At 68.5% G+C, this 23,292-nt stretch carries 24 protein-coding genes and 1 pseudogene; 17 read left to right on the top strand and 8 right to left on the bottom strand.

Going from position 1 to position 23,292, the window contains the following annotated elements:
* Positions 1 to 532: glycosyltransferase (locus KQ305_RS14635; RefSeq protein WP_259726139.1), on the top strand; the 532-nt coding region annotated here is incomplete at its 5' end.
* On the opposite strand, the gene KQ305_RS14630 is transcribed toward KQ305_RS14635, so the two are convergent.
* Positions 475 to 945 carry a GNAT family N-acetyltransferase gene (locus KQ305_RS14630; protein ID WP_259726140.1) on the bottom strand — a complete coding sequence of 157 codons (471 nt, stop codon included), beginning with the start codon at positions 943 to 945 and terminating at the stop codon, positions 475 to 477. The genes KQ305_RS14635 and KQ305_RS14630 overlap by 58 nt on opposite strands.
* Positions 946 to 1,108: 163 nt before the next feature.
* Between KQ305_RS14630 and KQ305_RS14625 the strand changes: the two genes are divergently transcribed.
* Positions 1,109 to 1,891 (top strand): alpha/beta fold hydrolase, encoded by a 783-nt coding sequence (locus KQ305_RS14625; protein ID WP_259726138.1) that lies wholly within the window; start codon positions 1,109 to 1,111, stop codon positions 1,889 to 1,891.
* Here KQ305_RS14625 and KQ305_RS14620 read toward each other — a convergent pair.
* Complete coding sequence (locus KQ305_RS14620) at positions 1,843 to 3,642, bottom strand: ABC transporter ATP-binding protein (RefSeq protein ID WP_259726137.1); 1,800 nt, start codon at positions 3,640 to 3,642, stop codon at positions 1,843 to 1,845. The genes KQ305_RS14625 and KQ305_RS14620 overlap by 49 nt on opposite strands.
* Positions 3,639 to 4,331 carry an ATP phosphoribosyltransferase gene (gene hisG / locus KQ305_RS14615; protein ID WP_259726136.1) on the bottom strand — a complete coding sequence of 231 codons (693 nt, stop codon included), beginning with the start codon at positions 4,329 to 4,331 and terminating at the stop codon, positions 3,639 to 3,641. The genes KQ305_RS14620 and hisG overlap by 4 nt, the downstream gene beginning before the upstream one ends.
* A gap of 29 nt (positions 4,332 to 4,360) precedes the next feature.
* Here hisG and gloB point away from each other — a divergent pair, with 29 nt between their 5' ends.
* The 5 genes and pseudogenes from gloB to KQ305_RS14595 all read left to right on the top strand — a co-directional run bounded on the left by gloB (position 4,361) and on the right by KQ305_RS14595 (position 7,350).
* Complete coding sequence (gloB, locus tag KQ305_RS14610) at positions 4,361 to 5,119, top strand: hydroxyacylglutathione hydrolase (RefSeq protein WP_259726135.1); 759 nt, start codon at positions 4,361 to 4,363, stop codon at positions 5,117 to 5,119.
* A gap of 148 nt (positions 5,120 to 5,267) precedes the next feature.
* Positions 5,268 to 5,636, top strand: coding sequence for an STAS domain-containing protein (locus KQ305_RS14605; protein WP_259726134.1), 369 nt, complete (start codon positions 5,268 to 5,270; stop codon positions 5,634 to 5,636).
* Between the two features lie 10 nt (positions 5,637 to 5,646).
* Positions 5,647 to 6,096, top strand: coding sequence for an ATP-binding protein (locus KQ305_RS14600; protein WP_259726133.1), 450 nt, complete (start codon positions 5,647 to 5,649; stop codon positions 6,094 to 6,096).
* Positions 6,097 to 6,102: 6 nt separating this feature from the next.
* Positions 6,103 to 6,462: pseudogene (locus KQ305_RS15460) on the top strand (cyclic nucleotide-binding domain-containing protein); the annotation flags it as partial.
* A 60-nt stretch (positions 6,463 to 6,522) separates the two neighbouring features.
* Complete coding sequence (locus tag KQ305_RS14595) at positions 6,523 to 7,350, top strand: PP2C family protein-serine/threonine phosphatase (RefSeq protein ID WP_259726132.1); 828 nt, start codon at positions 6,523 to 6,525, stop codon at positions 7,348 to 7,350.
* On the opposite strand, the gene KQ305_RS14590 is transcribed toward KQ305_RS14595, so the two are convergent.
* On the bottom strand, positions 7,334 to 8,527 hold the full coding sequence (locus KQ305_RS14590; protein WP_259726131.1) for an ABC transporter ATP-binding protein: 1,194 nt from the start codon (positions 8,525 to 8,527) through the stop codon (positions 7,334 to 7,336). The genes KQ305_RS14595 and KQ305_RS14590 overlap by 17 nt on opposite strands.
* Positions 8,528 to 8,556: 29 nt before the next feature.
* On the opposite strand from KQ305_RS14590, the gene KQ305_RS14585 reads away from it, so the two are divergent.
* The 3 genes from KQ305_RS14585 (at position 8,557) to KQ305_RS14575 (ending at position 9,944) form a co-directional block, all read left to right on the top strand.
* Positions 8,557 to 8,985 (top strand): Rid family detoxifying hydrolase, encoded by a 429-nt coding sequence (locus tag KQ305_RS14585; protein ID WP_259726130.1) that lies wholly within the window; start codon positions 8,557 to 8,559, stop codon positions 8,983 to 8,985.
* Between the two features lie 69 nt (positions 8,986 to 9,054).
* On the top strand, positions 9,055 to 9,330 hold the full coding sequence (locus KQ305_RS14580) for a cell division protein SepF (RefSeq protein WP_259726129.1): 276 nt from the start codon (positions 9,055 to 9,057) through the stop codon (positions 9,328 to 9,330).
* Positions 9,331 to 9,407: 77 nt separating this feature from the next.
* On the top strand, positions 9,408 to 9,944 hold the full coding sequence (locus tag KQ305_RS14575; RefSeq protein WP_259726128.1) for a L,D-transpeptidase: 537 nt from the start codon (positions 9,408 to 9,410) through the stop codon (positions 9,942 to 9,944).
* Positions 9,945 to 9,951: 7 nt separating this feature from the next.
* Here KQ305_RS14575 and KQ305_RS14570 read toward each other — a convergent pair whose 3' ends face one another.
* The gene (locus tag KQ305_RS14570) at positions 9,952 to 10,182 is read right to left on the bottom strand and encodes a hypothetical protein (RefSeq protein ID WP_259726127.1); all 231 of its coding nucleotides are present in this window, start codon (positions 10,180 to 10,182) and stop codon (positions 9,952 to 9,954) included.
* A gap of 158 nt (positions 10,183 to 10,340) precedes the next feature.
* On the opposite strand from KQ305_RS14570, the gene KQ305_RS14565 reads away from it, so the two are divergent.
* Positions 10,341 to 10,976, top strand: coding sequence for an NAD(P)H-dependent oxidoreductase (locus KQ305_RS14565; protein ID WP_259726126.1), 636 nt, complete (start codon positions 10,341 to 10,343; stop codon positions 10,974 to 10,976).
* Complete coding sequence (kefC, locus tag KQ305_RS14560) at positions 10,969 to 12,825, top strand: glutathione-regulated potassium-efflux system protein KefC (RefSeq protein WP_259726125.1); 1,857 nt, start codon at positions 10,969 to 10,971, stop codon at positions 12,823 to 12,825. Before KQ305_RS14565 ends, kefC begins: the two co-directional genes overlap by 8 nt.
* A 15-nt stretch (positions 12,826 to 12,840) precedes the next feature.
* On the opposite strand, the gene KQ305_RS14555 is transcribed toward kefC, so the two are convergent.
* Positions 12,841 to 13,086: a TIGR02450 family Trp-rich protein gene (locus KQ305_RS14555; RefSeq protein WP_259726124.1), complete on the bottom strand. Its 246-nt coding sequence runs from the start codon at positions 13,084 to 13,086 to the stop codon at positions 12,841 to 12,843.
* 25 nt (positions 13,087 to 13,111) lie between these two features.
* Entirely contained in the window at positions 13,112 to 13,939 is an 828-nt protein-coding gene (locus KQ305_RS14550; protein WP_259726123.1) for a fumarylacetoacetate hydrolase family protein, read from the bottom strand.
* Between the two features lie 141 nt (positions 13,940 to 14,080).
* On the opposite strand from KQ305_RS14550, the gene KQ305_RS14545 reads away from it, so the two are divergent.
* From KQ305_RS14545 to KQ305_RS14525, 5 genes are all read left to right on the top strand, one after another.
* A complete protein-coding gene (locus KQ305_RS14545) occupies positions 14,081 to 15,808 on the top strand; it encodes an NAD-dependent malic enzyme (protein WP_259726122.1) in 1,728 nt (575 codons plus the stop codon).
* 215 nt (positions 15,809 to 16,023) lie between these two features.
* The gene (locus KQ305_RS14540) at positions 16,024 to 17,190 is read left to right on the top strand and encodes a hypothetical protein (protein ID WP_259726121.1); all 1,167 of its coding nucleotides are present in this window, start codon (positions 16,024 to 16,026) and stop codon (positions 17,188 to 17,190) included.
* Between the two features lie 86 nt (positions 17,191 to 17,276).
* Positions 17,277 to 18,836, top strand: a complete 1,560-nt coding sequence (locus KQ305_RS14535; RefSeq protein WP_259726120.1) for a bifunctional orotidine-5'-phosphate decarboxylase/orotate phosphoribosyltransferase — start codon at positions 17,277 to 17,279, stop codon at positions 18,834 to 18,836.
* A 43-nt stretch (positions 18,837 to 18,879) separates the two neighbouring features.
* Positions 18,880 to 19,101: a DUF3136 domain-containing protein gene (locus KQ305_RS14530; RefSeq protein ID WP_094584893.1), complete on the top strand. Its 222-nt coding sequence runs from the start codon at positions 18,880 to 18,882 to the stop codon at positions 19,099 to 19,101.
* Positions 19,102 to 19,185: 84 nt separating this feature from the next.
* A complete protein-coding gene (locus KQ305_RS14525; protein WP_259726119.1) occupies positions 19,186 to 22,389 on the top strand; it encodes an efflux RND transporter permease subunit in 3,204 nt (1,067 codons plus the stop codon).
* Here the strand turns inward: KQ305_RS14525 and KQ305_RS14520 are convergent.
* Entirely contained in the window at positions 22,386 to 23,291 is a 906-nt protein-coding gene (locus KQ305_RS14520) for a TraB/GumN family protein (protein WP_259726118.1), read from the bottom strand. The genes KQ305_RS14525 and KQ305_RS14520 overlap by 4 nt on opposite strands.
* Position 23,292 lies beyond the last annotated feature (1 nt).

Here is a 23,292-nt window from a genome sequence, read left to right as displayed (position 1 = left end):
GGCCCGCAGCGCAGGGTCCTGGCTGTTGCTGCTCCACGGGGACGTGCGCCTGCCGCTGGGCTGGGCCCCGGCGATCGCTGCCGCGATCGACGCCGGCGACGCCAGAGCCTGGGCCTTCCGGCTGCGCATCGCCGGCGACGACCCGGCCCTGCGCCTGGTGGAGCTGGCGGTGGAGCTGCGCAGCCGCTGGCGCCAGCTGCCCTACGGCGACCAGGGTCTGCTGTTGGCCAGGGCGCTCCACGACGCCGCCGGCGGGATCGCACCACTGCCGCTGATGGAGGACCTGGAGTTCGTGCAGCGCCTCAGGCGCCAGGCCAGGATCGGCACCCTCGGCCTGGCCCTGCGGGCAAACGGCCGGCGCTGGCAGCGGCTGGGAGTGTGGCAGACGGTGCTGGCCAACGCCAGGCTCAGGCGCGCCTGGCGCCGCGGCACCCCGGCGGCGCAGCTCGCCGAGCGCTATTACGCCCCCAGCCCTCAGGGGGCATACCAGAAGGCACAGCGGCGCTGCAGCGGCTCCAGCTCCCAGCCCTGAGCGGCGTAGAACCCCACCACGTCGGGGTCGGCGAACAGGCTGACCCGGTCGATGCCCATGGCCCGCAACTGCTCGAGCACATAATCCATCAGCTCCTTGCCCAGGCCGGCGCCCTGGAAGCGCGGATGGACCGCCACGTCCCAGACTGTGGCCTCCACCACCCCGTCACCGGTGCAGCGGGCGAAGCCCACCAGCCGTGGCAGCCGCGCGTCATGGCGCCAGAGCCCCACCTGTAGGAGGCTGTGCTGGAGAGCCTTGCGCACGCGCCGCATGGGGCGGCGGCTCCAGCCCACCGCGTCGCAGAGCGCCTCCAGCTCGATCAGGTCGATCGGTCGGGTCTGGCTGAGCACCAGTTCCAGATTGGGATTGGGGGTGGTGCAGAGCCGGTGCCCGGACCCATAGAGCTCGGTCATCAGTGGCAGGGTCTCGGGCACGGCGTGGGGGCTACGCGTTCTGAAGATCCTGACGGATGCCGGCCGGACTGCGGCAGGGTGGAGATTCCACTGGGCGACCACCCTGAGCGTCTCCTCCGCCAGCTCCGATGGGCCCCAGGCGCCTCCAGATCCGGAGGCGCCCGTGTCCCCCTTGCTGGTGGGCGTGCATGGCTGGCTGCTGGCGGGCCGGCTGTGGCACCCCCTGAGACGGGAACTGGCACCGCGCTGGTCGTTGTGGTGCCCTGATCTGCCCGGTTTCGGCGGCACGGACCGACCGCGGGGGCTTCAGGCCAGCCTGGCCAGCTACGGCCGCTGGCTGGCCGAAGCCGCCCAACGGAAAGCCGCCGGCAGGCCGGTGGTGTTGCTGGGCCACTCCCTGGGGGGAAGCCTGGCGCTGCACGCGGCGCCCCTGCTGGGGGAGCAACTGCGGGGTCTGGTGCAGATCGCGGTGGGGGGCGGTGTGTACCAGCCCCGCCCCTTCGCCCGGGTCCGGCGGGGAGGGGCTGCGTTCCTGCGCTGGCGACCGGCCTGGGCGGCCCAGCTACCCGGGACAGATGCGATCCGCAGCCCCCTGGTGGCCGATGGCCGCGCTGCGCAGGGACTGCTGGCCTGCAGCACCAACCGGGGCGCCGTTCGCCAGCTGCCCCGGCTGGCCGCCGAACTCCAGGTGCCCAGCCTTTGGATCGCCGGTAGCCGCGACCAGGTGATGCAGCCCCGCTACGTGCGCCACCTGGCCGGCTACAGCCCCGCGCACCAGCTCGTGATCCTCAACGAGCTGGGCCATCTGCCGATGTGCCAGAAACCCCGCGAGCTGGCGGCCCTGATCGACACCTGGCTGGAGGATGCGCTGGGCCTGCCGGCGCAGACCAATGGGCTTCAGAGTGCGGCCAGCCCCTTTTCCTGCAGTTCAGCCAGCTGGGCGTAGAGCCCGCCCACGGCCCGCAGCTCGCGGTGGTTGCCCTCCTCGATCAGACGACCCCGGCGCAGCACCAGGATGCGGTCGGCGGCTTCGACGGTGGCCAGCCGGTGGGCGATGACGATGGCGGTGCGGCCGCTGAGCAGGGTTTCGAGGTCCCGCTGCAGGGTGGCTTCGGTGGAGGGATCCATGAAGGCGGTGGCCTCGTCCATCACCAGGACGGAGGGGTCGCGGATCGCCACCCGCGCCACGGCCAGCAGCTGCCGTTCGCCGGAGGAGAGGTTGCCGCCCCGCTCGCGCAGCTCCGTGGCCAGGCCATCCCCCAGCCGGCCCAGCAGGGGGGTGAGGCCGAGATCGCCGCAGAGGCGCTCGAGATCCGCCTCGCTGATGTCGGCATCGAGGCGCAGGTTGTCGGCCACGTTGCCGCTGAACAGGAAAGTGTCCTGCAGCACCACCCCCAGGCGCCGGCGCAGGGTGGCGATCGGCAGTTCGCGGATGTCCACCCCGTCGAGGCGGATGGTGCCCTGCTGCGGTTCGTAGAGCCGGCAGAGCAGCCGGATCACGGTGGTCTTGCCGGATCCGGTGGGGCCCACGATGGCCACGTGCTCCCCGGGAGCGATGCGGAAGGAAAGATCTGTGAGGATCGGATCGTCGGGGCGGTAGGCGAAGGAGACGTTCTCGAACTCGACCTCGCCGGGGCTGAAGCGTTCGGCACCAGAGCGAACCGCGGCGGGGCTGCGCTCGCTGGCGGGCAGATCGGCGATCTCGATCGGCTGCTCCAGCAGTTCCCCGATGCGCTCAACGGCGGTGAGGCCCCCCTGGATCTGGGTGAAGCGCTCCGCCAGTTGCCGCAGCGGGTCGAACACCCGCTGGGAAAAGAGGATGAAGGTGGTCAAGGTGCCCAGGCCCATCGCCCCGCCAGTGACCATGGCGCCGCCGAGGGCCAGCACCATCGCCACGGCCGCCAGGGCCACCCACTCGATGAAGGCCGAGATGGAGCTGTCGTAGAAGATCGTGCCGGTGACGGCCTGGCGGTAGGCGTCGGTGGTGTGGGAGAAGCGCTCGCCATTGACGGCCTCACGCCGGAACATCTGCACCACCTCCAGCCCCTGGAGGTTTTCCTGCAGGTCGGCGTTGAGCTGGCCCAGTTCCTCCCGCACCCGGTAGTTGGCTTTGCGATAACGGCCCTGCAACCAGAGCACCCCCATGGTCACCGGCACCTGGCTGGCCAGCAGCAGCAGCCCAAGACGCCACTCGATCGACAGCATCGTCAGGCCGATGACCAGCAGGGTGACCAGGTCGGAGAGCACCCCCACCGCACCACTGCCGAAGACTTCGGCCAGGGCATCGACGTCGCTGGTGAGGCGGGTGAGCAGCTTGCCCACCGGCGTGCGGTCATGGAAACGCAGCGACAGGGCCATCGCGTGGCGGAACAGGTCATCGCGGATGCGGGCGGTGAGCCGCTGACCCACCACCTGCACGTTGTAGGTCTGGGTGCCCTGCAGGGAGAGGCGCAGCAGCACCGCCGCCAGCAGCAGCAGCACCAGCAGCCTCAGGGCCACCGGCACGGGCAAAGGGGCCAGCCAGGACAGCACCTCCTCGCCCCGGAGTTTGGAGATCACCTGCCCCACCAGCAACGGCTGCACCGCGGCCGCCAGGGCCAGGGGGATCAGCAGCAGCAGGGACAGCAGCAGCCGCTTGCGATCCCGGCCCAGGTAAGGCAGCAGTCGCCGCAGGCGCTGGCCATCGAGGCTGCTCATCGGACCGGCACCTGGACGGGCCTCTGGACATTCATCTGGACGGTGGCGACCCGCTCGACCAGGCCCTGGAGGGACCCGTCATCGAGGCGCAGGGCCAGAGGATGGCCGATCAACCGGGCCGAGCTGGTAAACAGATCCTCGATCGCCACCAGGCCGTTGTCGCGCAGGGTGCGGCCGGTGGCCACCAGGTCGACGATCGCCTCAGACATGCCCGTGATCGGACCGAGCTCCACCGAACCGGTGAGGTGGATCAGCTCCACCGGCAGATCCAGTTGCTCAAAGAAGGCTTCGGCGCAGCGGGTGAACTTGCTGGCCACGCGGCAGTGGGCCGGCAGATCGGCGGCGCGGCGATAGCCGCTGCTGGCCTTCACCGCCACCGCCATGCGGCAGCCGCCGAAGCCGAGATCCACCAGCTGGGCCACCGGCAGCTGGTGCTCCCGCAGCACGTCGTAGCCCACCACCCCGAGCTGGGCCTGTCCGTAGGCCACGTACACCGGCACATCGGCGTTGCGCACCAGCAGGGCCCTGGCTGTGCCGCAGCGGCTCGGCACCATCAGCAGGCGGTTGTCCTCCTCCAGCAGATCGGAGAAATCCAGACCGGCCGCCTGAAAGCGGCGCACCGAATCCTTCAGCAGGGCACCCTTGGCCAGGGCGACGGTGATCGGAGACCGCTGGTTGGCGGTGATCATGGAAGCCAGCAGCAACCTGGACTGTAACGATGCCGGATCACGCCCAAGCCGGGCCCGCCACCGCGCTGCAGGTGGTGTTGCTGCCGGTGCTGCGGGACAACTACCTGTTCGTGCTCCACGACGGCCGCCAGGCGGCGGTGGTGGACCCTGCCGTGGCGGCCCCGGCGATCGCCTGGCTGAAGCAGCGGGACCTGGAGCTGGTGGCGGTGCTGCAGACCCACCACCACAGTGATCACATCGGCGGCACCCCCGGACTGCTGGCGGAATGGCCCCGGGCGGAGGTGGTGGCGGCCCTGGCCGATCGGGAGCGGATCCCCTTCCAGACCCGGGGGGTGGCGGGTGGTGATCGCTTCAGCCTGCTGGGCCAGCCGGTGGAGGTGCTGGCGGTGCCGGGCCACACCCGTGCCCACCTGGCTTTCCACCTGCCCCTGCAGGGGGAGCTGTTCTGCGGCGACACCCTGTTCGCCGCCGGCTGCGGCCGGCTGTTCGAGGGAAGTCCCGAGCAGATGCATCACTCCCTGGGCCTGCTGGCAGCGCTGCCGGAGACGACCCGGGTGTGGTGCGCCCATGAGTACACCGCCTCGAATCTGCGCTGGGCCGCGGCCCAGCAACCGGGGGATGGGGCCATCGCCGAACGGCTGGCCGCAGTGCTGCTCGCCCGGACCCAGGACAAGCCCACCATCCCCAGCAGCATCGGCGAAGAACGGCGCACCAACCTGTTCCTGCGGGCGACGGATGCCCGGGAACTGGCCGCCCTGCGGCGCAGCAAGAATGACTGGACGGATTGAACGCCGCCGCCGGATTGGGGGCAGGATTGGGGCAGGCTGAGTGTCGTCTTCCACCATGAAGGTGTTGCACAACACAACCCTGCGGCAGTCCATTCTGAGCCTGGCATCAGCCGGGTAATGTCGACTCGTTCAATTCCCAGCGGTCATCATGCAGGCGGCTTCGATCCGATCGGACGATGTCCTGGAGGCCGATGGCTCCATCAAGCTGCGCAAGGTTGTTCTGGCGGGTCGGCTCGACATGCTCGGCATGGAAGAGATTGCCCTGAAGCTCACGTCACTGACGGCCATCAAGCCACTGCCTGTCATTGTCGATCTGCGCGATGTCAGTTTTCTGGCCTCCATCGGCATTCGCAGCATCATTTCCAGTGCCCGCGCCCTCGATCAGAAGGGTGGCCGCATGGTGCTGCTTCTCGGTGACAACGAGCTGGTCAGGGACACATTGGAAACCACCGGCATCGACGACGTGATCCCGATGATCAGCGATGAGGCTGAGGCCGAACGGGAAGCTCTGGCCTGAGATTCGATTGATGGCGCCACCCCAGCCCGACGTGCTCAGCCTTTCGGTGCAGCCCACCCCCCTGGAACTGCGTCGCTGCTCCATCTGGCTCACGGAGAGCTGCCAGACCCAGGCCGTCCCCTCCGGACCTGCCGGCAAACTCGACCTCTGCCTCAACGAGGTGCTGGCCAACCTCATCGACCACGCCGGGGCCGCCGATTTCAGCGCTCCGGTGGATCTGAGCCTGGAGCTGGCCGATTGCGGGGATCGCGGTCTGGCCACCCTCACCATCATCGATACCGGTCCAGCCTTCGATCCCCTGGGCGTCAGCCGCGGGCCCCTGCCCCGCTCCCTTGCCGACGCCGAACCAGGTGGTCTCGGCCTTCTGCTCGTGAGGCGTTTCATGGATGAACGCAGCTACGAGAGGGCCGGGGACAGGAACGTGCTTAAGCTCGGGATCTACTGGCCGAAAGGACCCTGATCTGGAATGTGCGTCGAGCCCTCACTCTCCCTTGACTCCTCGACCACCACTTCCCTTCCCTTCCAAGAGATTCCACTGTTTCGGAATGTCAGGCCGGATCAGTTGATGGCGGCAGTGAATCGCTGTGATCTTCTGACCCTGGCACCAGGCCGTGTACTGCTCACCCCTGGCCAGACCAACAAGGACATCTTCATCATCCTGGCGGGAACAGTCACCGTTCACCTCGGCGCGGAAGGATCCAGGGGAAAGGGCATTGCCATTCCCATCGGGCAATGCATCGGAGAGTTCTCCGCCATCGATGGGATGCCTGCATCGGCCCTGGTGCGGGCGGAAGATGACGCGGTTGTCCTGAGGATTCCCCCGCAGGTGTTCTGGAAGCACCTGGTGCAACTGCCGGGGGTGGCTCGCAACATGATGATTTCCCTGGTGGAGCGCACCCGGCTCACCAATCAGCTCACGCTGGCTGCCCAGCGGGAAGCCCTGGAGCTGTCCCATCTCCGCAAGGAAATGGACCTGGCCCGGGACTTGCAGCTGGGCATGCTGCCACCCCAGGGCTGCCTGTTTGCCGAGCATCCAGACATCGAGATCGCCACGCTCATGGAGCCTGCGACCACGGTGGCAGGAGATTTCTTCGATGCCTTTTTCGTCGAGACGAACAAACTTTTCATCTGTATTGGTGACGTCTCCGGCCATGGTCTCGGAGCGGCACTGTTCATGGCTCGCACTGTTGGGCTGCTGAGGATTCTTGCAAACACAGAAACATCTCCTGACGACGTTCTGCGCCGCCTCAACGACAGCCTCACGGAGGGAAACGAAGCATCCCTTTTTGTCACGATGTTCTGTGGCTATCTGGATGTGGACTCCGGCCTCTTCACCTACTCCAACGGTGGCCACTGCCCGCCACTGCTGCTCCAGAACCGCGAGATCCATCCGATTCCGATGCCAAAGGGCGTGGTGGTTGGTGTGTACCCCGGCCGAACCTATCGAAATCTGAGCCTGCAGCTTGAACCCGGAGACCTGCTGATGGTGTACACCGACGGTGTCACCGAAGCGGAGAACATCCAAGGGGAGCCCTTCGGTGTTAAGGGTTGCCAGCGCCTGCTTGGCGAAGCAGGCCAGGCCCCCCTGAACACGTTGGTCAACGAATTGCGCCACAGATTACGGGGCTTCACCAGCAGCCAGCACCTTGAGGACGATTGCACTTTGCTGTTGCTGAGGCGCCGCCTCGTGTCCGGGGTCAGGGAGGCGAGCTGAGGCTTTCGGAGGCGCGTCCCAGCGGCAGGGTCACCAGGGAACGTCCACCAGGAAACAACAGCGCCGACTCGCCGGCGCGGAACCGCAGCCGGCCCCTGCAGCCATGGGGGTGGTCCGCCGCCAGGGGAGCCCGCCAGCGCAGCCGGTGGTCACCGAGCTGCACCTGGTAGAGCCATTCCCGGCCGAGGAACTCTCGGCCGGTGATCCAGGCCGGACCATCCTCCTCGGGCAGAAACTCCAGGGCCTGGGGACGGACCATCACCTCAAGGGCCTCCGGTTCCTCCGGGCCGTCTGAACCTCTGGTCGCCGGCTCGAGATCCCCGAGCACGGTCTGCAGACGGCGGTCTCGCCAGTGGGCCGGCAACAGATTGGACTGGAGCACGAACTGGCCCACAAAAGCGGTGGCCGGTTGGTCGACCAGCTCGCGGGGCGGCGCGCACTGGTGCAGCACCCCGTCGCGGAGCACGCCCACCCGGTCGCAGATCGCCAGGGCCTCCTCCGGGTCGTGGGTGACCATCAGGCCGCTGGCGCCGCAGCGGGCCAACACGGCCGGAAGCTCGCTGCGCAGCCGCAGCCGCACCTCCACGTCGAGATTGGAGAAGGGTTCATCCAGCAGCACCACCGAGGGCGATGGCGCCAGGGCCCGGGCCATGGCCAGGCGCTGACGCTGGCCGCCGGAGAGTTCGTGGGGATAGCGGCGCTCCAGTCCGCCCAGGCCCAGCAGGTCGAGCAACCAGGCCACCCTGGCGGTGTCCTGGCCGCGGCGCAGGCCGAAACAGGCGTTGCGCCAGGCATCGAGATGGGGAAAGAGGGCATCGTCCTGGAACACCATGCCGACGCCGCGCCGTTCGGGTGGCAACAGCCGCTCCGGACCCGCCACCTGCTGTCCGCCGATGCTGATGCTGCCGCGGCCGGGGCGCTCGAAGCCGGCGATCAGCCGCAGCAGGGTGGTCTTGCCGCAACCGGAAGGGCCCAGCAGACCCACCAGCTCCCCTGCACCGAGAACGAGGTCGATCCCCTTGAGGGTCCAGGACGGGGCGTCGCGGCCCGGATAGCGATACCAGAGATCCTCGATGCACACGTGGTCGCGCGGGGCGAGGCCGGTAATCTCCCCGGTGCTCGAAGCCGTGATAGCTGGCGTGGCGGCTGGCGTGGCGATGGTGGTGGAAGAGGCCATAAGATCCCAGTCCCGCATTGTCACCCGTCATGAGTTCCAGTGCTGGCAGGGGTGACGAAAGGCACAGGCCCTTGTCTCATCCGGTCAACACCCCGGCCGCCCCCGCCCCGGTGGGCCCCTACAACCAGGCCGTGCTCGCCGGTGGCGTCCTCTACTGCTCCGGCCAGATCGCCCTTGATCCGGTGAGCGGCACGCTGGTGGGCGATGGCGATGTGGAGGCCGAGACCGTCCAGGTGCTGGCCAACCTGCAGGCGGTGCTGGCCGCCGCCGGCTGCAGCCCCGATCAGGTGGTCCGCACCACCGTGTATCTGGTGGATCTCAACGACTTCGCCCGGGTCAACAGCCTTTACGCCGGTGTGTTCGGAGCGGGGGTGGCTCCGGCGCGGGCCTGCGTGCAGGTGGCGGCCCTGCCGAAGGGGGCGCGGGTGGAAATCGACGCCATCGCCGTGGTCGCCTGAGGCGGTTCCTGCCCGTTCGCCCAAGACCAGCCGGTAGCTGGGAGAGCCGTGCTGAGGCAACCTGGGTCGATGGAGACCCCCTTCGGCACCTGGTTTCACGAGGTGGTGGTGATGACACCGGCCCGCTTCGAAGAAGCCGTCGATGCGGTGCTGGCGGTGCAGCAGTTCAAGACGGTGGTGCTGCACCTCAGCGCGATGGCGCCGGAGGAGGCCCAGCGCACCATCGACTTCGTCTCGGGCGGCGTCTTCGCCTTGGATGGTCAGTCCGAACGGCTGGGGGACACGGTGTTCCTGTTCGCACCGGCCCTGGTGACGATCAGCCGGGACGGCGATGAACGGGACTGAGGCGTCGAAGGGTGGCAGCCCCGCCCTTGTGGCGCCCTTGCCGGGGCAGTAACACGGGCACTGGTCCCGTGTTGTCCATGAAGCGATCCACCGGCCTGGCCCTGCTGGCCCTTGCCTGGGGCCTGGCCGCGCCCCTGGCTGGTCCTGGTCCCAGGGCCCTGGCGGTGGGGAGCGGCGGCGGGCAGATGGTGCTGGTCCGCACCGAGCGGCGGCTGCCCATCACCGGCGATCCGATCTGGGAGCTGCAGCTCCTGCTCCCCGGACAGCCGCCGCGGGCCTATGAAGCGCTGGTGGGCCGGATGCGGCGCCAGGACGGCGACCGGGGCCGGCTGGGCAGCAAGGCGCCGTTGCCGCGGGGCCGCTATGCCGTCACCGAGATCACGCCCGTGCCCCCGACGGAAGATGCCGAACTGGGCCGGTTTCTCTGGATCGGCCTGGAACCCGACTTCCACACCGCCCGCCGGGGCCTGGGCATCCACCATGATCCCAGCGCTGGCCGGGGGCGCAGCAGTGGCACCGACGGCTGTATCGGGTTGATCCATGGCAACGACCTGCTGGTGCTCGGCGATCTGCTGCGGCGCAGCGGCACCACCGAGTTGCTCGTGCGGGATTGAGCGGCGTTCAGGCGCGGCCGGCCAGGGCCTCCTTCAGCCGCGGCTCCAGTTCCCTGCGCTGGGCCGGATCTCCCACCAGCATCAGGGTTCCGGTCCCGGGCCACCAGTTGAGCCGCAGGTTCGATACGCCGTCCTCGATCACCAGCATCTCGAAGGCCCCCTCGTGGACCCAGTGGCCAACGCAGCCGAGGCCCTCGACCAGGGCCTGGAGCTCCGCCAGGGATCCGTTGAAGGTCACAGGGCCGTTTTCAGGTGAGGCCAGTTTAGGGACAGCGGCGGAATCCATCCGGCCGGCAGACGGGAATCCGGGGCGAATCGCCAGCCTGCAAGCAACGCCTTCCTGCGTCTGTCCGTGCCGAGAATGCCGACTAACCTCCGCACACGGAGGAACGGCCCATGGACAACGCCAACCGCATCCTGGTGCTGTTCGCCCATCCGGCCCTGCACAAGTCCTGGGTGAACCGTCGCCTGATCCGGGCCATCGGCGACCTCGAACACGTCACATTGCACGATCTGTACGAGGCCTATCCCAGCTTCCACATCGACGTGAAAAGGGAGCAGGCCCTGCTGCTTGCCCACGACGTGATCGTGTTCCAGCACCCGTTTTACTGGTACAGCAGCCCGGCGATTCTCAAGGAGTGGCAGGACCTGGTGCTCGAGCACGGCTTCGCCTACGGTGCCGGCGGAACGGCCCTGGCGGGCAAGAAGTTTCTCTCGGCCATCACCACCGGCGGCCAGCAGCAGGCCTACAGCCGCTCCGGCGCCAACCGCTTTGCGATCAGGGAACTGCTGGCACCCTTCGAGCAGACCGCCCGCCTCTGCGGCATGGACTGGCTGCCCCCCTTCGTGATCCACGGCACCCACCTGCTCCGGGAGGCCGGCCAGATCGACCCCTACGTCCGCTCCTACCGGCTCCTGCTCATGGGGCTGCGGGATGACACGGTGCGCTGGGATGGACTCTCAGAAGGGGAGTACCTGTATCACAACCTCGAGCGGGTGCTCGGCCCCTCCCCGGTGACCGACCATGCATGACGAAAGCCTTTTCCTGCAGGCCTTCATCTATCTGGCTGCGGCCGTGGTGGCGGTACCGATCTCCAACCGGCTGGGGCTGGGTTCGGTGCTCGGCTATCTCATCGCCGGGGTGGTGATCGGCCCCTTCGGCCTGCGTCTGGTGGGGCAGGAGGGGGAGGACGTGATGCACTTCGCCGAGTTCGGCGTGGTCATGCTGCTGTTCCTGGTGGGGCTGGAGCTGCAGCCCTCCAGGCTGTGGCGTCTGCGACTGCCGATCCTCGGCATGGGTGGCCTGCAGGTGCTGGCCACCGCCCTGCTGATCGCGGCCCTGGCCATGGGGCTCGGGCTGGCCTGGACGATGGCCCTGGCGGTGGGGCTGATCCTGTCGATGTCATCGACGGCCATCGGCCTGCAGAGCCTGGACGAGAAGGGCCTGGCGAAAACCGACGCGGGCCAGTCGGCCTTCTCGGTGCTGCTCTTCCAGGACATCGCGGTGATCCCCATCCTGGCGTTGCTGCCATTGCTGGCCTACGAGAAGGCCGATCTGGGGGGCCACGGGCCGGCGCTCAATCCCTGGCTGCAGGCTGTGATGGTGCTGGGAATCGTGGCCGGGATCATCGTCGGCGGCCGGTACCTGATGCGGCCCGTGTTCCGCATCGTGGCCGCCACGCGGTTGCGGGAGGTGTTCACCGCCATGGCCCTGCTGCTGGTGATCGGCATTGCCCTCGCCATGCAGCAGGTGGGCCTCTCACCCGCCCTGGGCACCTTCGTGGCCGGGGTGGTGCTGGCCGACAACGAATACCGCCACGAGCTGGAGGGTGACATCGCCCCCTTCAAGGGGCTGCTGCTCGGGCTGTTCTTTCTCACGGTGGGGGCCAGCATCGATTTCGGCCTGCTGATCGAGCGGCCGTGGTTGATCCTGGGCCTGGTAGTAGCCCTGGTGTTCACCAAGCTGGGCGTGCTGGTGGCCCTGGGGCGGGGTTTCCGTCTGGCCTGGAGCCAGACCCTCCTGTTCGGCTTCGCCCTCGCCCAGGGGGGCGAATTCGCCTTCGTCCTGTTCTCCTTCGCCACCAAGGCCAAGGTGCTGCCGGAAAGCCTCACGGCCGTGCTCGTGGCGGTGGTGGCCTTCTCCATGCTGCTCACCCCCCTGCTGCTGATCGCCAACGACCGCTGGCTGCAGCCCCGTTTCGCCAGCCCGGACGAGGAACGGGAGGCCGACGGCATCGACACGAGCGACAGCCCGGTGATCATCGCCGGCTTCGGCCGCTTCGGGCAGGTTGTGGGGCGGCTGCTGCTGGCCCACCGCTGTCGCATCACGGTGCTGGACCACAGCCCCGCCCAGATCGATCTGCTGCGGCGCTTCGGCTGGACAGTGTTCTACGGCGACGCCGGTCGGCTCGATCTGCTGCAGGCGGCCGGGGCCGCCCAGGCCCGGCTGCTGGTGGTGGCGATTGATGATCCCGACAAGGCACTGGAGATCGTGGCCCTGGCCCAGAAGCATTTCCCCCACCTGGCGATCCTGGCCCGAGCCCAGGATCGCCGCCATGCCTACGCCCTGATCCGCCATGGGGTGAGCCTGATCCGTCGGGAAACCTTCGGCTCGGCCCTGGAGATGGGCATCGATGCCCTCAGGCTGCTGGGAGTGCGGGCCCACCGGGCCCATCGAATCGCCCAGACCTTCCGTCAGCACGATGAGGCCGCGCTGCAGGAAATGGCGACGATCGAAGGCGACGACGCGCTGGTGATCGCCCGTTCGCGTCAGCTGACCCATGACCTGGAGCAGTTGCTCCAGGCCGACGGGTACAGCATCAGCGCCGACAACGACCAGGCCTGGGACGTGGTCGCCCGTCGGGGACTGTCTCGGGGTTGAGCCCGGCCGCGTCCCTCAAAGGGCCGTCCCCTCGGATGGCCCCTCCTGCTGCGGCAGCTGCTGCCAGCCCGGTTGCCATGCATCGCGGTCGCGCAGCTCACCCAGGGGCACCAGCAGCCGGACCTGCGGCTCCAGCACCGCCTGAAGCTCCACGGTCCGCTCGCGGCCGCGACCCCGCTGGCCCAGCACCGCGAAGTGGCGATAGCCACCGCTGCGTTCGGCCCAGGCGGGCTGGGCAGTCCAGGCGGCGGGCAGCTTCATCAAGCGGGAGGCGGGGGATAGAACGTCAGTGGATCTGCGCGGAGATGGGCTCTTCGATCACCGGGTTGCGCAGCACACCGATGCCTTCGATCTCCACCTCGACCGTATCGCCCACGCGCAGCCAGCGGGGTGGATCAGCCGCCATGCCCACACCACTGGGGGTGCCGGTGAGGATCACGGTGCCGGCCAGCAGGGTGGTGCTGGCGCTGAGGAATTCGATGATCTCCGCCACTGGAAAGATCATGTCGGCGGTGCTGGCCGCTTGAACCGTTGCGCCGTTGAGGCGGGTCTGCAGGCTGAGGGCCTGGGGATCGGGGATCGCTGCGGCGCTCACCAGGCAGGGGCCCAGGGGCGCGAAGCTGTCGAAGCTCTTGCCGCGGCACCACTGGCCGCCGCCGAGGCGGGGCTGCTTCTGCCAGTCGCGGGCGCTGACGTCATTGGCGCAGGTGTAGCCCAGCACCACCTTGAGGGCCTCGGAGCGCGGCACGTTGCGGCAGGTGCGACCGATCACCACCGCCAGTTCCCCCTCGTAATCCACCTGGTGGCTGGACGCGGTGGTCGGCAGGGTGATGGGGGCGTCCGGGTGCTGCACCGCCCCCGGCGATTTCATGAACAGCACCGGATAGGAGGGGATCGCCGCACCGGTCTCGGCGGCATGGCGGCGGTAGTTCAGACCGATGCAGAGGATGGCCCGGGGCTCCAAAGGGGCCAGGATCCGCTTCGCCACGGCCGGTTCGCCCGTGGGCACCAGTTCACCGAACAGGTCGCCCGCCAAACGCTCCAGGAGCCCGTCGGGATCCAGACGGGCGTGATGGAGGCCACCCGCGCCATCGAGGTACCGCACGATCTTCATGGGGGACGTCACAAGGGCATCAAGCCGAGACCGCAGGTTGCTCAGAGCGGCCACTCTCGCCCAGATTCCCGGGGCGGCGCGGGCAGCGTGATCCCGGCGGCCCATGGATGATGGGGGCGCCAGCGGACCCAGGAGCACGCCGTGGTCGCCGAACCCCGTCGCCAGCGGAGCACGATCCTCCGCGGCGCCGAGCTGCTGAATGACCCCTTGCTCAACAAGGGCACCGCCTTCAGCCGGGCAGAGCGCCAGGCCCTGGGCCTGGAGTCCCTGCTGCCCTGGCAGGTGGAGAGCATCGAGGCCCAGGTGGAGCGCTGCCGCCTGGCCTTCGAGGCGATGGGCAGCGACCTGGAGCGTTACGCCTACCTCCAGACCCTGAGGGAGCGGAACGTGACCCTCTTCCACCGCTTCCTGGCCGATCACATCGAGCTGGCGATGCCGATCGTTTACACCCCCACGGTCGGGCAGGCGATCCAGCATTTCAGCCACACCTACCGCAGCCCCAGCCAGGGGATCTACCTGGCGGCACCGCAGCAGGAGCGTCTCGAGGAGCTGCTGGTTCAGGCCTGCGGCGACCACTCCCCGGACCTGCTGCTGGTCACCGACGCCCAGGGGATCCTCGGCATCGGTGACCAGGGCGTGGGGGGCATCCAGATCTGCCAGGGGAAGCTGGCCGTCTACACCCTCTGCGCCGGGCTCGATCCAGCCAGGGGGCTGCCAGTGATGCTCGATGTGGGCACCGACAGGCCGGAACTGCTCGCCGACCCCTGCTACCCGGGCCTGCGCCAGCCCCGCCTGCAGGGGGAGGCCTACACCGCCTTCCTCGACTGTTTCGTCTCGGCGGTGCAGCGGGTCTGCCCCGGCGCCCTGGTGCACTGGGAGGACTTCGGCGCCACCCATGCCCGCTCCGTGCTGGAGGCCTACCGGCACCGGGTGCCGAGCTTCAACGACGACATCCAGGGCACCAGCAGCGTGGCCGCCGCCGCGATCCTGGCCGGCCTGCGGGGCCTCGGCAAGCAGCTGGTTGATCAGCAGATCGTCATCTTCGGGGCGGGCAGTGCCGGCTGCGGCATCGCCGAGCGGCTCTGGCGTCTGCTGCAGCGCGCGGGGCTCACCGCCTCCGAAGCCGCTGATCGCCTCTGGCTGATCGATCGTGATGGGCTGATCCACGCCGCCACCCCGTCTCTTGCGGGCGGCGCCCGGCCGTTTGCCAAGTCGCAACAGCTCCTGACGGCCCGCTTCGGGGCGGAGGCCGGCGAGAGCAGCCACGGGCCGGGCCTGCTGGCCGTGATCGAAGCGGTGCGGCCGGGGGTGCTGATCGGGACCTCCACGGCGGCCGGGGCCTTCAACCAGGCGGTGGTGGAGGCGCTCTGCGGCGGTGTCGAGCGGCCGATCGTTCTGCCCCTCTCCAATCCCACCCACCTGGCGGAGATCACCCCGGAGCACCTGCTGGACTGGAGCCAGGGCCGGGCGCTGGTGGCCACCGGCAGCCCCTTCCCCCCCGTGGCCTGCACCGGCAGCGCCGGCCAGCCGATCGAACGGGTGATCGGCCAGTGCAACAACTGCTTCGTGTTCCCCGGCCTGGGTTACGGAGCCGTGGCGGTGGGCGCCAGGGAGGTGAGCGACACCATGATTGACGCCAGCATCGAGGCCCTGGCCCGGGTGATTCCTGCCGCCAGCGATCCTGAGGCGCCGCTGATGCCACCCCTTTCAGCCGTGCAGGCGGTGTCCCGGGCCGTGGCCGAAGCCGTGGCGATCGCGGCGGTGCAGGAGGGACTGGCGCGCCAGGCCAGCAGCCTCGAGGCCGCCAGAGCAAGACTCGAAGACTGCCGATGGAGTCCCACTTACGAGAAACTTGAGGCCCTGGATTAGCACTTAATTCGTGATATCATTTGGCCCTAAGCCCTTCCCAGTCGATGTCAGATCGGAAGACAAAGAAGCCCTCAGCCTCTGACATCAACAACCGTTTAGGTTATCTGCTGGCAGGATCATCTTTTCTCTACGTTTGCTTCTCTCTGGTTGTGTATGCCGTTCCTTCGCTTCAGGAATGGCGCGGCCTGGCCTTCGCACCGATCCGGCAGGTCGCGATGGTCACTCCCCCCTTTGCCGACCTTGCCATGCTCACCCACAGCTCCCGCTGTGTCGGCAGCCTGAGCGATCTCTTCGACGGCCGGGTGAACTGCGACCCCTACGGCCGCCTGTTCACCTATCCGCCGATGGCCCTGTGGATGTTCAGTGCCCTTGGTCTCTCCAGTGCCAGCCTCGGGTGGGTGGGCATAGCGCTGGGGGCCGCCGTGGCCCTGCTCACCGGCACCTTTTTCTTCACCCTGATCCCCTCTGCTGCCGTGGCAGGGATTCTGTTGGCCCTGACCTACCTGTCGCTGCCATTCCAACTGGCGCTGGAGCGGGCTAACAACGATCTGATCGTGTTCCTGCTGCTGGCGTTGCTGGCTCTGGCTCTGTCAAGCCAGAGGCCGCGCTTGGCCGTGGCTGCAGCCCCCCTGGCGTTCCTTTCTGTGGCCACCAAGATCCTTCCCCTGTTCGGCCTCATCGCCACTCAATGGCTGCCTGCAGGCTTGAGATCCAAGGCCCAGCTTCCGGTGAGAAACCTCCGTTGGGGTCTGCTCGGTGGGGTGGCCGGCCTGTCCCTGGTCCTGCCCTGGCTCGGCCCGATTCTGCGCAATTCCCCAGCTCCCTCAGGCGGGATCCTGAGCCATGGGCTGATGGATAACCAAGTCTATTTAGACAAGTTGGTCAACTTGTCCGGAGCTCACTCCAGAGTCCTGCTCTTCGGTTGCCTGGGGATCAAGCTCCTTTTCCTTTTGATGGGGTTCGTTGGAGCCTGGCGGCAGGAGATGCGCCACCGTCTGCACTCTTTTCTGGCGTCGCAAGCCAACCGGCTCGATGGACGGCTGATTGCCGTCACCATCAGCCTCTTCTCGGGCACCTGGGTGGGGTCCTACCTGTTCACCAAGTCCTACGACTACAAATTCATCTTCCTGGTGCCCATCCTGGGACTCACGGGCGCCCTGCTGTCCCGAGGGGCCACCGGCGCGGGTCAACGCGCCTGGATCAGCCTGATTCTGGTGCCGATCCTGGCCGCCTGGTTCATCCCATACCTGGCCATCAGCTTCGGCAAATCCATGGGAGTTTCCTTGGAGCTCGTCAATGACTTCGTGCTGATTCCAGTTCTGGCGGGCGCCGTCCTCGCCACTTTGATCGGTTTGCGGTCCGCCCTGCGGGCGATCCCCTGAACCCGAGGGATCAATAAGAGCTGTGTCACCCACTCGCGCAGGCGACGCCCCTCGCCCTAGCACCTTGGGCAATCACCCCCCGCGCGATGGGCTTTTTCGTCCGGCTCACCGACGCCATCGCCGCCCGTCAGTCGCTTCTGGTCACCGGCCTCGATCCCAACCCGGAGATGCTGCAGGCCTGGGCCCACCGCCGCGGCATGGGGGGTCGCTCGTTTCTCTCCCAGGCGCGTTACTGGATCAAGGCGGTGGTGGAAGCCACCGCCGACCACGTCTGCGCCTACAAACCCAGCCTCGGTTTTTACCAGGCCCTCGGCCCCGTCGGACTGGAACTGCTGCGGGAGGTGCGGGAACTGGTGCCCCTCGACATCCCCCTGATCATCGATGCCAAGCACGGGGACCTGAACAGTTCCTCGGCCCTGGCCCATTACCTGTTCCGCGAACTCGGCGCCGATGGCGTCACCCTCTCGCCCCTGGCCGGCCAGGACATCGCCGCCCCCTTCCTGCTGTATCCCGAAAAGGCGGTGGTGATCACCTGCCACAGCGCCAATGCGGCCGCCAGGGTGCTGCAGCATCACCCCGATGAGGACGACCCCCTCTACCTGCGCATCGTGCGGGAAACCCAGCTCTGGGCCACCCCCGACCAGCTGCTGCTGGAAGTGGGCACCAGCGACCCCGCCATCCTGGCCCGGGTGCGCCAGGAGGCACCGGAGCGCTTCCTGATCCTGCGCAGCCTCTGGGGAGAGGAGGACCGGCTCGATGCCCTGCTGGAGGCCGGACTGAGTCCGTCGGCCGACGGCCTGTTGATGCCCCTGCCCCAAAACCTGCTGGTGGAGGACGACATCGCCGAGCGCTCGGCCGCCCTCAAGCAACGCATCAGCGAACGGCGGGACCGCTGGCTGGAGCGGCGGGCGCAGGACCAGAGCGATGTCTGCAGCCTGTGGCTGCCGGATCGCCAAAAGCACAGCGGGGCGACAGCCGGCGCCGCGCCGGATGCCGATGGCAGCGAAGACCCATTGGCCAGCCTGATCCTCGACCTGTTCGACATGGGCTGCCTGTTGTTCGGCGACTACGTGCAGGCCTCTGGGGCCGTTTTCAACTACTACGTGGATCTGCGCCAGATCATCTCCGATCCCAACCTCTTCCACCGGGTGCTGCATGCCTACGCCGGCCAGCTCGGTGAGCTGGTCTTCGACCGCATCGCCGGCATTCCCTACGGCTCCCTGCCCACGGCCACCGGGCTGTCCCTGCAGCTGCACAAGCCCCTGCTCTACCCGCGCAAGGAGGTGAAGGCCCACGGGGCCCGCCGCCTGATTGAAGGGGACTTCGAGGAGGGCGACCGGGTGGTGGTGGTGGACGACATCCTGATCACCGGCACCAGCGTGCTTGAGGGCATCGCCAAGCTGGAAAGCTCCGGCCTGGAGGTGGAGGACGTGGTGGTGTTCATCGACCACGGCGGTCAGGCGGACACCAGCGCCCGCCAGCGGCTCGCCAGGTCGGGCTACCGCTGCCATGCCGTGCTCGACATTCCGCGCATCACCGGGGTGCTGCATGCGGCCGGGCGGCTCAGCGATGGACAGGCCGCCACCCTCGGGTACGCCGTTCCGGAGCGGGCTTTGGGCGTCGAGGGGATACTGGCCAGCTCGTAGAGTGGTAAGGCGCCCCTGAAAAACCCGGGTGCCCCCTTCCCCCATGCCCCAGGTCCAGGGTCAGCCCCCCACGATCGGCGAGCTTGAGGCGAAATATTCCCTGTACTGCAAGGCGATGCGGCTGCTGCTCAAGGAGGGACGCACCATGGAGGCGATTCAGAAGACGGTCTGCTGGAGCCGGCTGGAGCAGCTCCACATCTGCCTCCCCAGCCGCTACAAATCTCCCGACTACCTCTACGCCGTGCTGAAACGCGACCTGCGCTGATCACAGCGCAGCGGATCACAGCGCAGCAGATTCCCCTGCCAGGATCACGGAGCGAAAAGGGTCGGTGCCCACCCAGGCGATTCCGTGAAGTCGATCTCCGACCCCTTCCTGCGCCGGCCCGTGCTGACGCTGGTCGTCAGCCTGCTCATCCTGTTGGGGGGCCTGGTGAGCCTGCCTGTGCTGCAGGTGGAAAACCTGCCGCCGATCGCGCCCGGACGGGTCACGGTGCGGGCCAGCTACCCCGGCGCCGGACCGGAGGTGGTGGAGCAGGGTGTCACCGCCCTGCTCGAAAAGCAGTTCAACGGCCTGGAACGTCTCGACACGATCCGTTCCACCAGCTCCGCCAACGGCAGCACGATCACCCTGGGCTTCGAGGGCGGCAACCCGGAGCTCAACCAGATCAACACCCAGAACGAAGCCACCGTGGTGGCCCGTCAGCTCCCCGCGCCGGTGGCCCGGTTCGGGGTCCAGGTACGGCGTAGCTCCGATGATCTGCTGATGGTGCTGAGCTTCAGCGCCAGCCGCGGCACCTATGCCGACACCTTCCTCACCGGCTGGGTGGACCAGGTGGTGCGCGACCGGCTGCGCCGGGTCGCCGGGGTGGGTGATGTCAATCTCTTCGGCGGCAGCAGCCTGGCCTTCCGGCTGTGGCTCGATCCCGACCAGCTCCAGGCCCGCAACCTCACGATCGCCGAGGTGCGCCAGGCCCTGCAGCAGCAGAACGTCCTGGCGGCCCTGGGGCAGACCGGCGAAGCCCCCGTTCCATCCAGCCAGATGACCACCCTGCCCCTGCGGATGGAAGGCCGACTGCGCTCGCCCCAGGAGTTCGAACAACTGGTGGTGGCCCGCACCGGCGACGGCGGGGTCACCCTGCTCAAGGACGTGGGACGGGTGGAGCTCGGCAGCGAGAGCTACGAGACCATCGCCACCAACCTGGCCGGCGAGACGGCCGTGGCGATGGGGATCTTCCAGCGCGACGGCAGCAACGCCCTCGAGGTGCGCCAGGGCGTGGAGAAGGCCCTGGACGCCCTGGCCCCCCGCTTTCCACCCGGGGTGGCGATGGAAGTGATCGTGGATGAGGCCGAGAACGTGCGCGCCAGCATCGATGGCGCCGTGGAGGCCCTGAGGGACGCGGTGCTGCTGGTGTTCCTGGTGCTGCTGCTCGGACTGGGCAACAGCCGCCTGGCCCTGATCACCGCCGGCGCCGTGCCGGTGGCCCTGATCGGCTCGTTCAGCGTGCTCAAGCTCACCGGCAGCTCGATCAACACCCTCACCCTGTTCGGCATGGTGCTGGCCTCCGGGCTGGTGGTGGATGACGCCATCGTCGTGAGTGAAGACATCGGCAGGCGCATCGAGAATGGCCGCCCGCCCGTCCTGGCGGCGCGGGAAGCGATGGCGGAGCTGGGCAGTGCCGTTGTGGCCACCTCCGTGGTGCTGGTGGTGGTGTTCCTGCCGGTGCTGACCATGGAAGGCAGCGTGGGCCGGCTGTACGCCCCGATCGCCATCGCCATCAGCAGCGCGGTGGTCTTCTCCACCATCAACGCCATCAGCTTCACCCCGGTGGCCGCCAGCCGCCTGCTCCACGCCGAACGGCGCGAACCGGCCTGGCTGCGGCGCTGGATCGATCCTCCACGACGGGCCCTTGAAGCCATCGAAGCCCCCTACGGCCGCCTGCTGGACGGGGTGCTCGCCCGGCGCCGTCTGGTGGTGGGGCTGCTGCTGGCGGGCCTCCTGCTCACGATGGTCAGCCTGCAGCAATTCCCCACCGCCTTCATCCCCCAGGAGGACACCGGCCAGCTGCGGGGGGTGGTGATCCTGCCGGACGGGACGGCCCTGCCCCAGACCCAGAAGGTGCTGGAGGAGGTGCGGCGCCTCGCCTCCAAGGAACCGGCGATCACCAGCGCCAACTTCTACGCAGGCCGCTCCTTCGGCGACAGCAGCCCCAACAAGGGGCAATTCTTCCTGCGGCTGCGGCCCATCAAGGAACGCCCCGAGGCCGACCAGACCAGCGTCGCCGTGGCGGAGCGGATGAACGCCCTGCTCACCAAAGGCATCCGCACCGCGGTGGTGCAGCTCAGCGAAGCCCCCAGCGTGCGCGGCTTCAGCAGCGAGGGGGGGCTGGAACTGGAACTGCTCGACACCAGCGGCGGCCTGCTCAGCCTGGCGGCCTTCGAGCAGGAGGCCCGCTCCTTCATCGCCGATGCCCAGGCCAGCGAGATCCAGGGCAGCCCAGCCTTCCAACGGGTGTCCACCCGCTTCAGCGCCGGGGCCCCCCAGATCACCCTGGTGCCCGATCGCCTGCGCATGGCCTCCCTGGGGGTGGATCTGGCGACCGTGGTCGACACCCTGGGGGCCAGTTTCGGCAGCGATTACGTCAACGACACCTTTGAGGGTGACCAGGTCCGCAAGGTGATCGTGCAACTCGACGGACGCTCCCGCGCCGGTACGGAGGACATGCTGGCCCTCCAGGTGCGCAACCGGGAGGGACGGCTGATCCCGATGGCCGAGGTGGTGCAGGTGGAGCAGGGTGCCGGCCCGACCACCATCAACCACACCCGCCTGGTGCGCTCGATCAGCGTCCGGGCCCTGCCGCGCCGTGGGGTCAGCAGCGGCCAGGCGATGGCCCTGCTCGAACAGGTGCATCGCAGCCGCGACTCCGGCGCCGTGGATCTGGAATGGGCCGGGCTGGCCCGGGAGGAGGCCCGCGCCGGTGGCGGCAACGTGCGGGTCTTCGCCCTGGGGATCCTGGTGATGGGCCTGGTGCTGGCGGCCCTCTACGAGAACTTCATCGATCCGCTGATCATCCTAGTCACCGTGCCGCTGGCCATGCTCGGCGCCGTGATGGGCCTGAGCCTGCGGGGCCTGCCCCTTGATGTCTATGGGCAGATGGGACTGCTGGTGCTCTCCAGCCTGGCGGCCAAGAACGGCATCCTGATCGTGGAATTCGCCAATCAACGGCTCAAGGCGGGCCTGCCCCTGGAGGAGGCGATCCACGGGGCCGCCGTCGCCCGTCTGCGACCGATCCTGCTGACGGCGATCTCCTCGCTGGCGGGCTGCATCCCGCTGCTGTTTCCCTTCGGAGCCGGTGCCGCCAGCCGCCTGAGCATCGGCACCGTGGTGTTCAGCGGCCAGCTGGTGTCCACGGTGCTCAGCCTGGCGGTGGTGCCCGCCGTCTACAGGATCGTCAAGGGCTGGGAGCTGCGCTGGCGCAGCGGAGGGCCGAAACCAGACGCCCTGATGCAGGACCCTGGATTCGGGTCCGTTGATCGCTCCGGCGCGGGCTCCTAGGGATCGGGCCGCCAGGCCCCAGCCACGAACCGCTCCGGCTTCAGCCCCTGCGCCCTGAGCAGGGCGATCAGCCCCTGCTCCCCCAGCAGGTGCATCAGACCCACCACCACCAGCGTGTCGTCGGGGCGTCGCAGGAGCTCCCGTACCGGAGCCACCCAGGCCCGGTTGCGCCGGAGCACCAGGCGCTGGTACAGATCGGGGCGCTGACGGTAGTCCCCGAGCAGGAGGGCATCGAGCCCGGCCAGGTCGCCGGCCCGCCAGGCGCCCTCGAGGGCCTCAAGCCTCGGCCCGACGCTGTCCAGTTCCTTCAGGGTGACCTCCAGCAGCTGCACCTGATCCGCCCGGCTCAGCCCATCGAAGAGCTCGAGTTGCTGGGCCGGCGTCTCCAGTCCGTCGATGGGCTTGCGGTCGGCGGCAGCCCTGGCCTGGAGCTGGCCCTCGACGCCGCTGTCCGGGGAGTAGCCCCGCTCCAGGAACTCGGCGGACGCCAGCAGCAGGGCCACGGCCCAGGGCTCGAAGCGATCGATCGCCGCTTCCGGCAGTCCCAGGCCCTTCAGCCGCGGCTGCAGGGCCCGCCAGGACGCCGGCGGCAGGCCGTCGCTCAGGGAGCGGCCCTGGGAATCGATGGCCCGCCCCATCAGCTCGCCGGCCAGGGCCGCCGGGCTGATGGCGTCCATGTCGAGCTCCATCACCAACCGCTCCGCCTCGCCATAGACCTGGCCATAGGACGGGGGCAGGGCGGCCCGGTCACGGCGCAGCTGGTGCAGGGAGCCGGCGATGAACACCGTTCCGGCGCCGTCGCGCAACCGCCAGAGGGTGCCGACCTCGGCAGCCGCCGCGGGAAGGGCGACCAGCCACAGGGCCAGCACAGCCAGGGAGCGGTGCAGCACCCGCGCTCGCATG

Origin of the sequence: Synechococcus sp. CS-1332, from assembly GCF_025127995.1 — a bacterium.
GTDB lineage: Bacteria > Cyanobacteriota > Cyanobacteriia > PCC-6307 > Cyanobiaceae > Cyanobium.
This window is presented reverse-complemented; position numbering and strand designations above follow the sequence as displayed.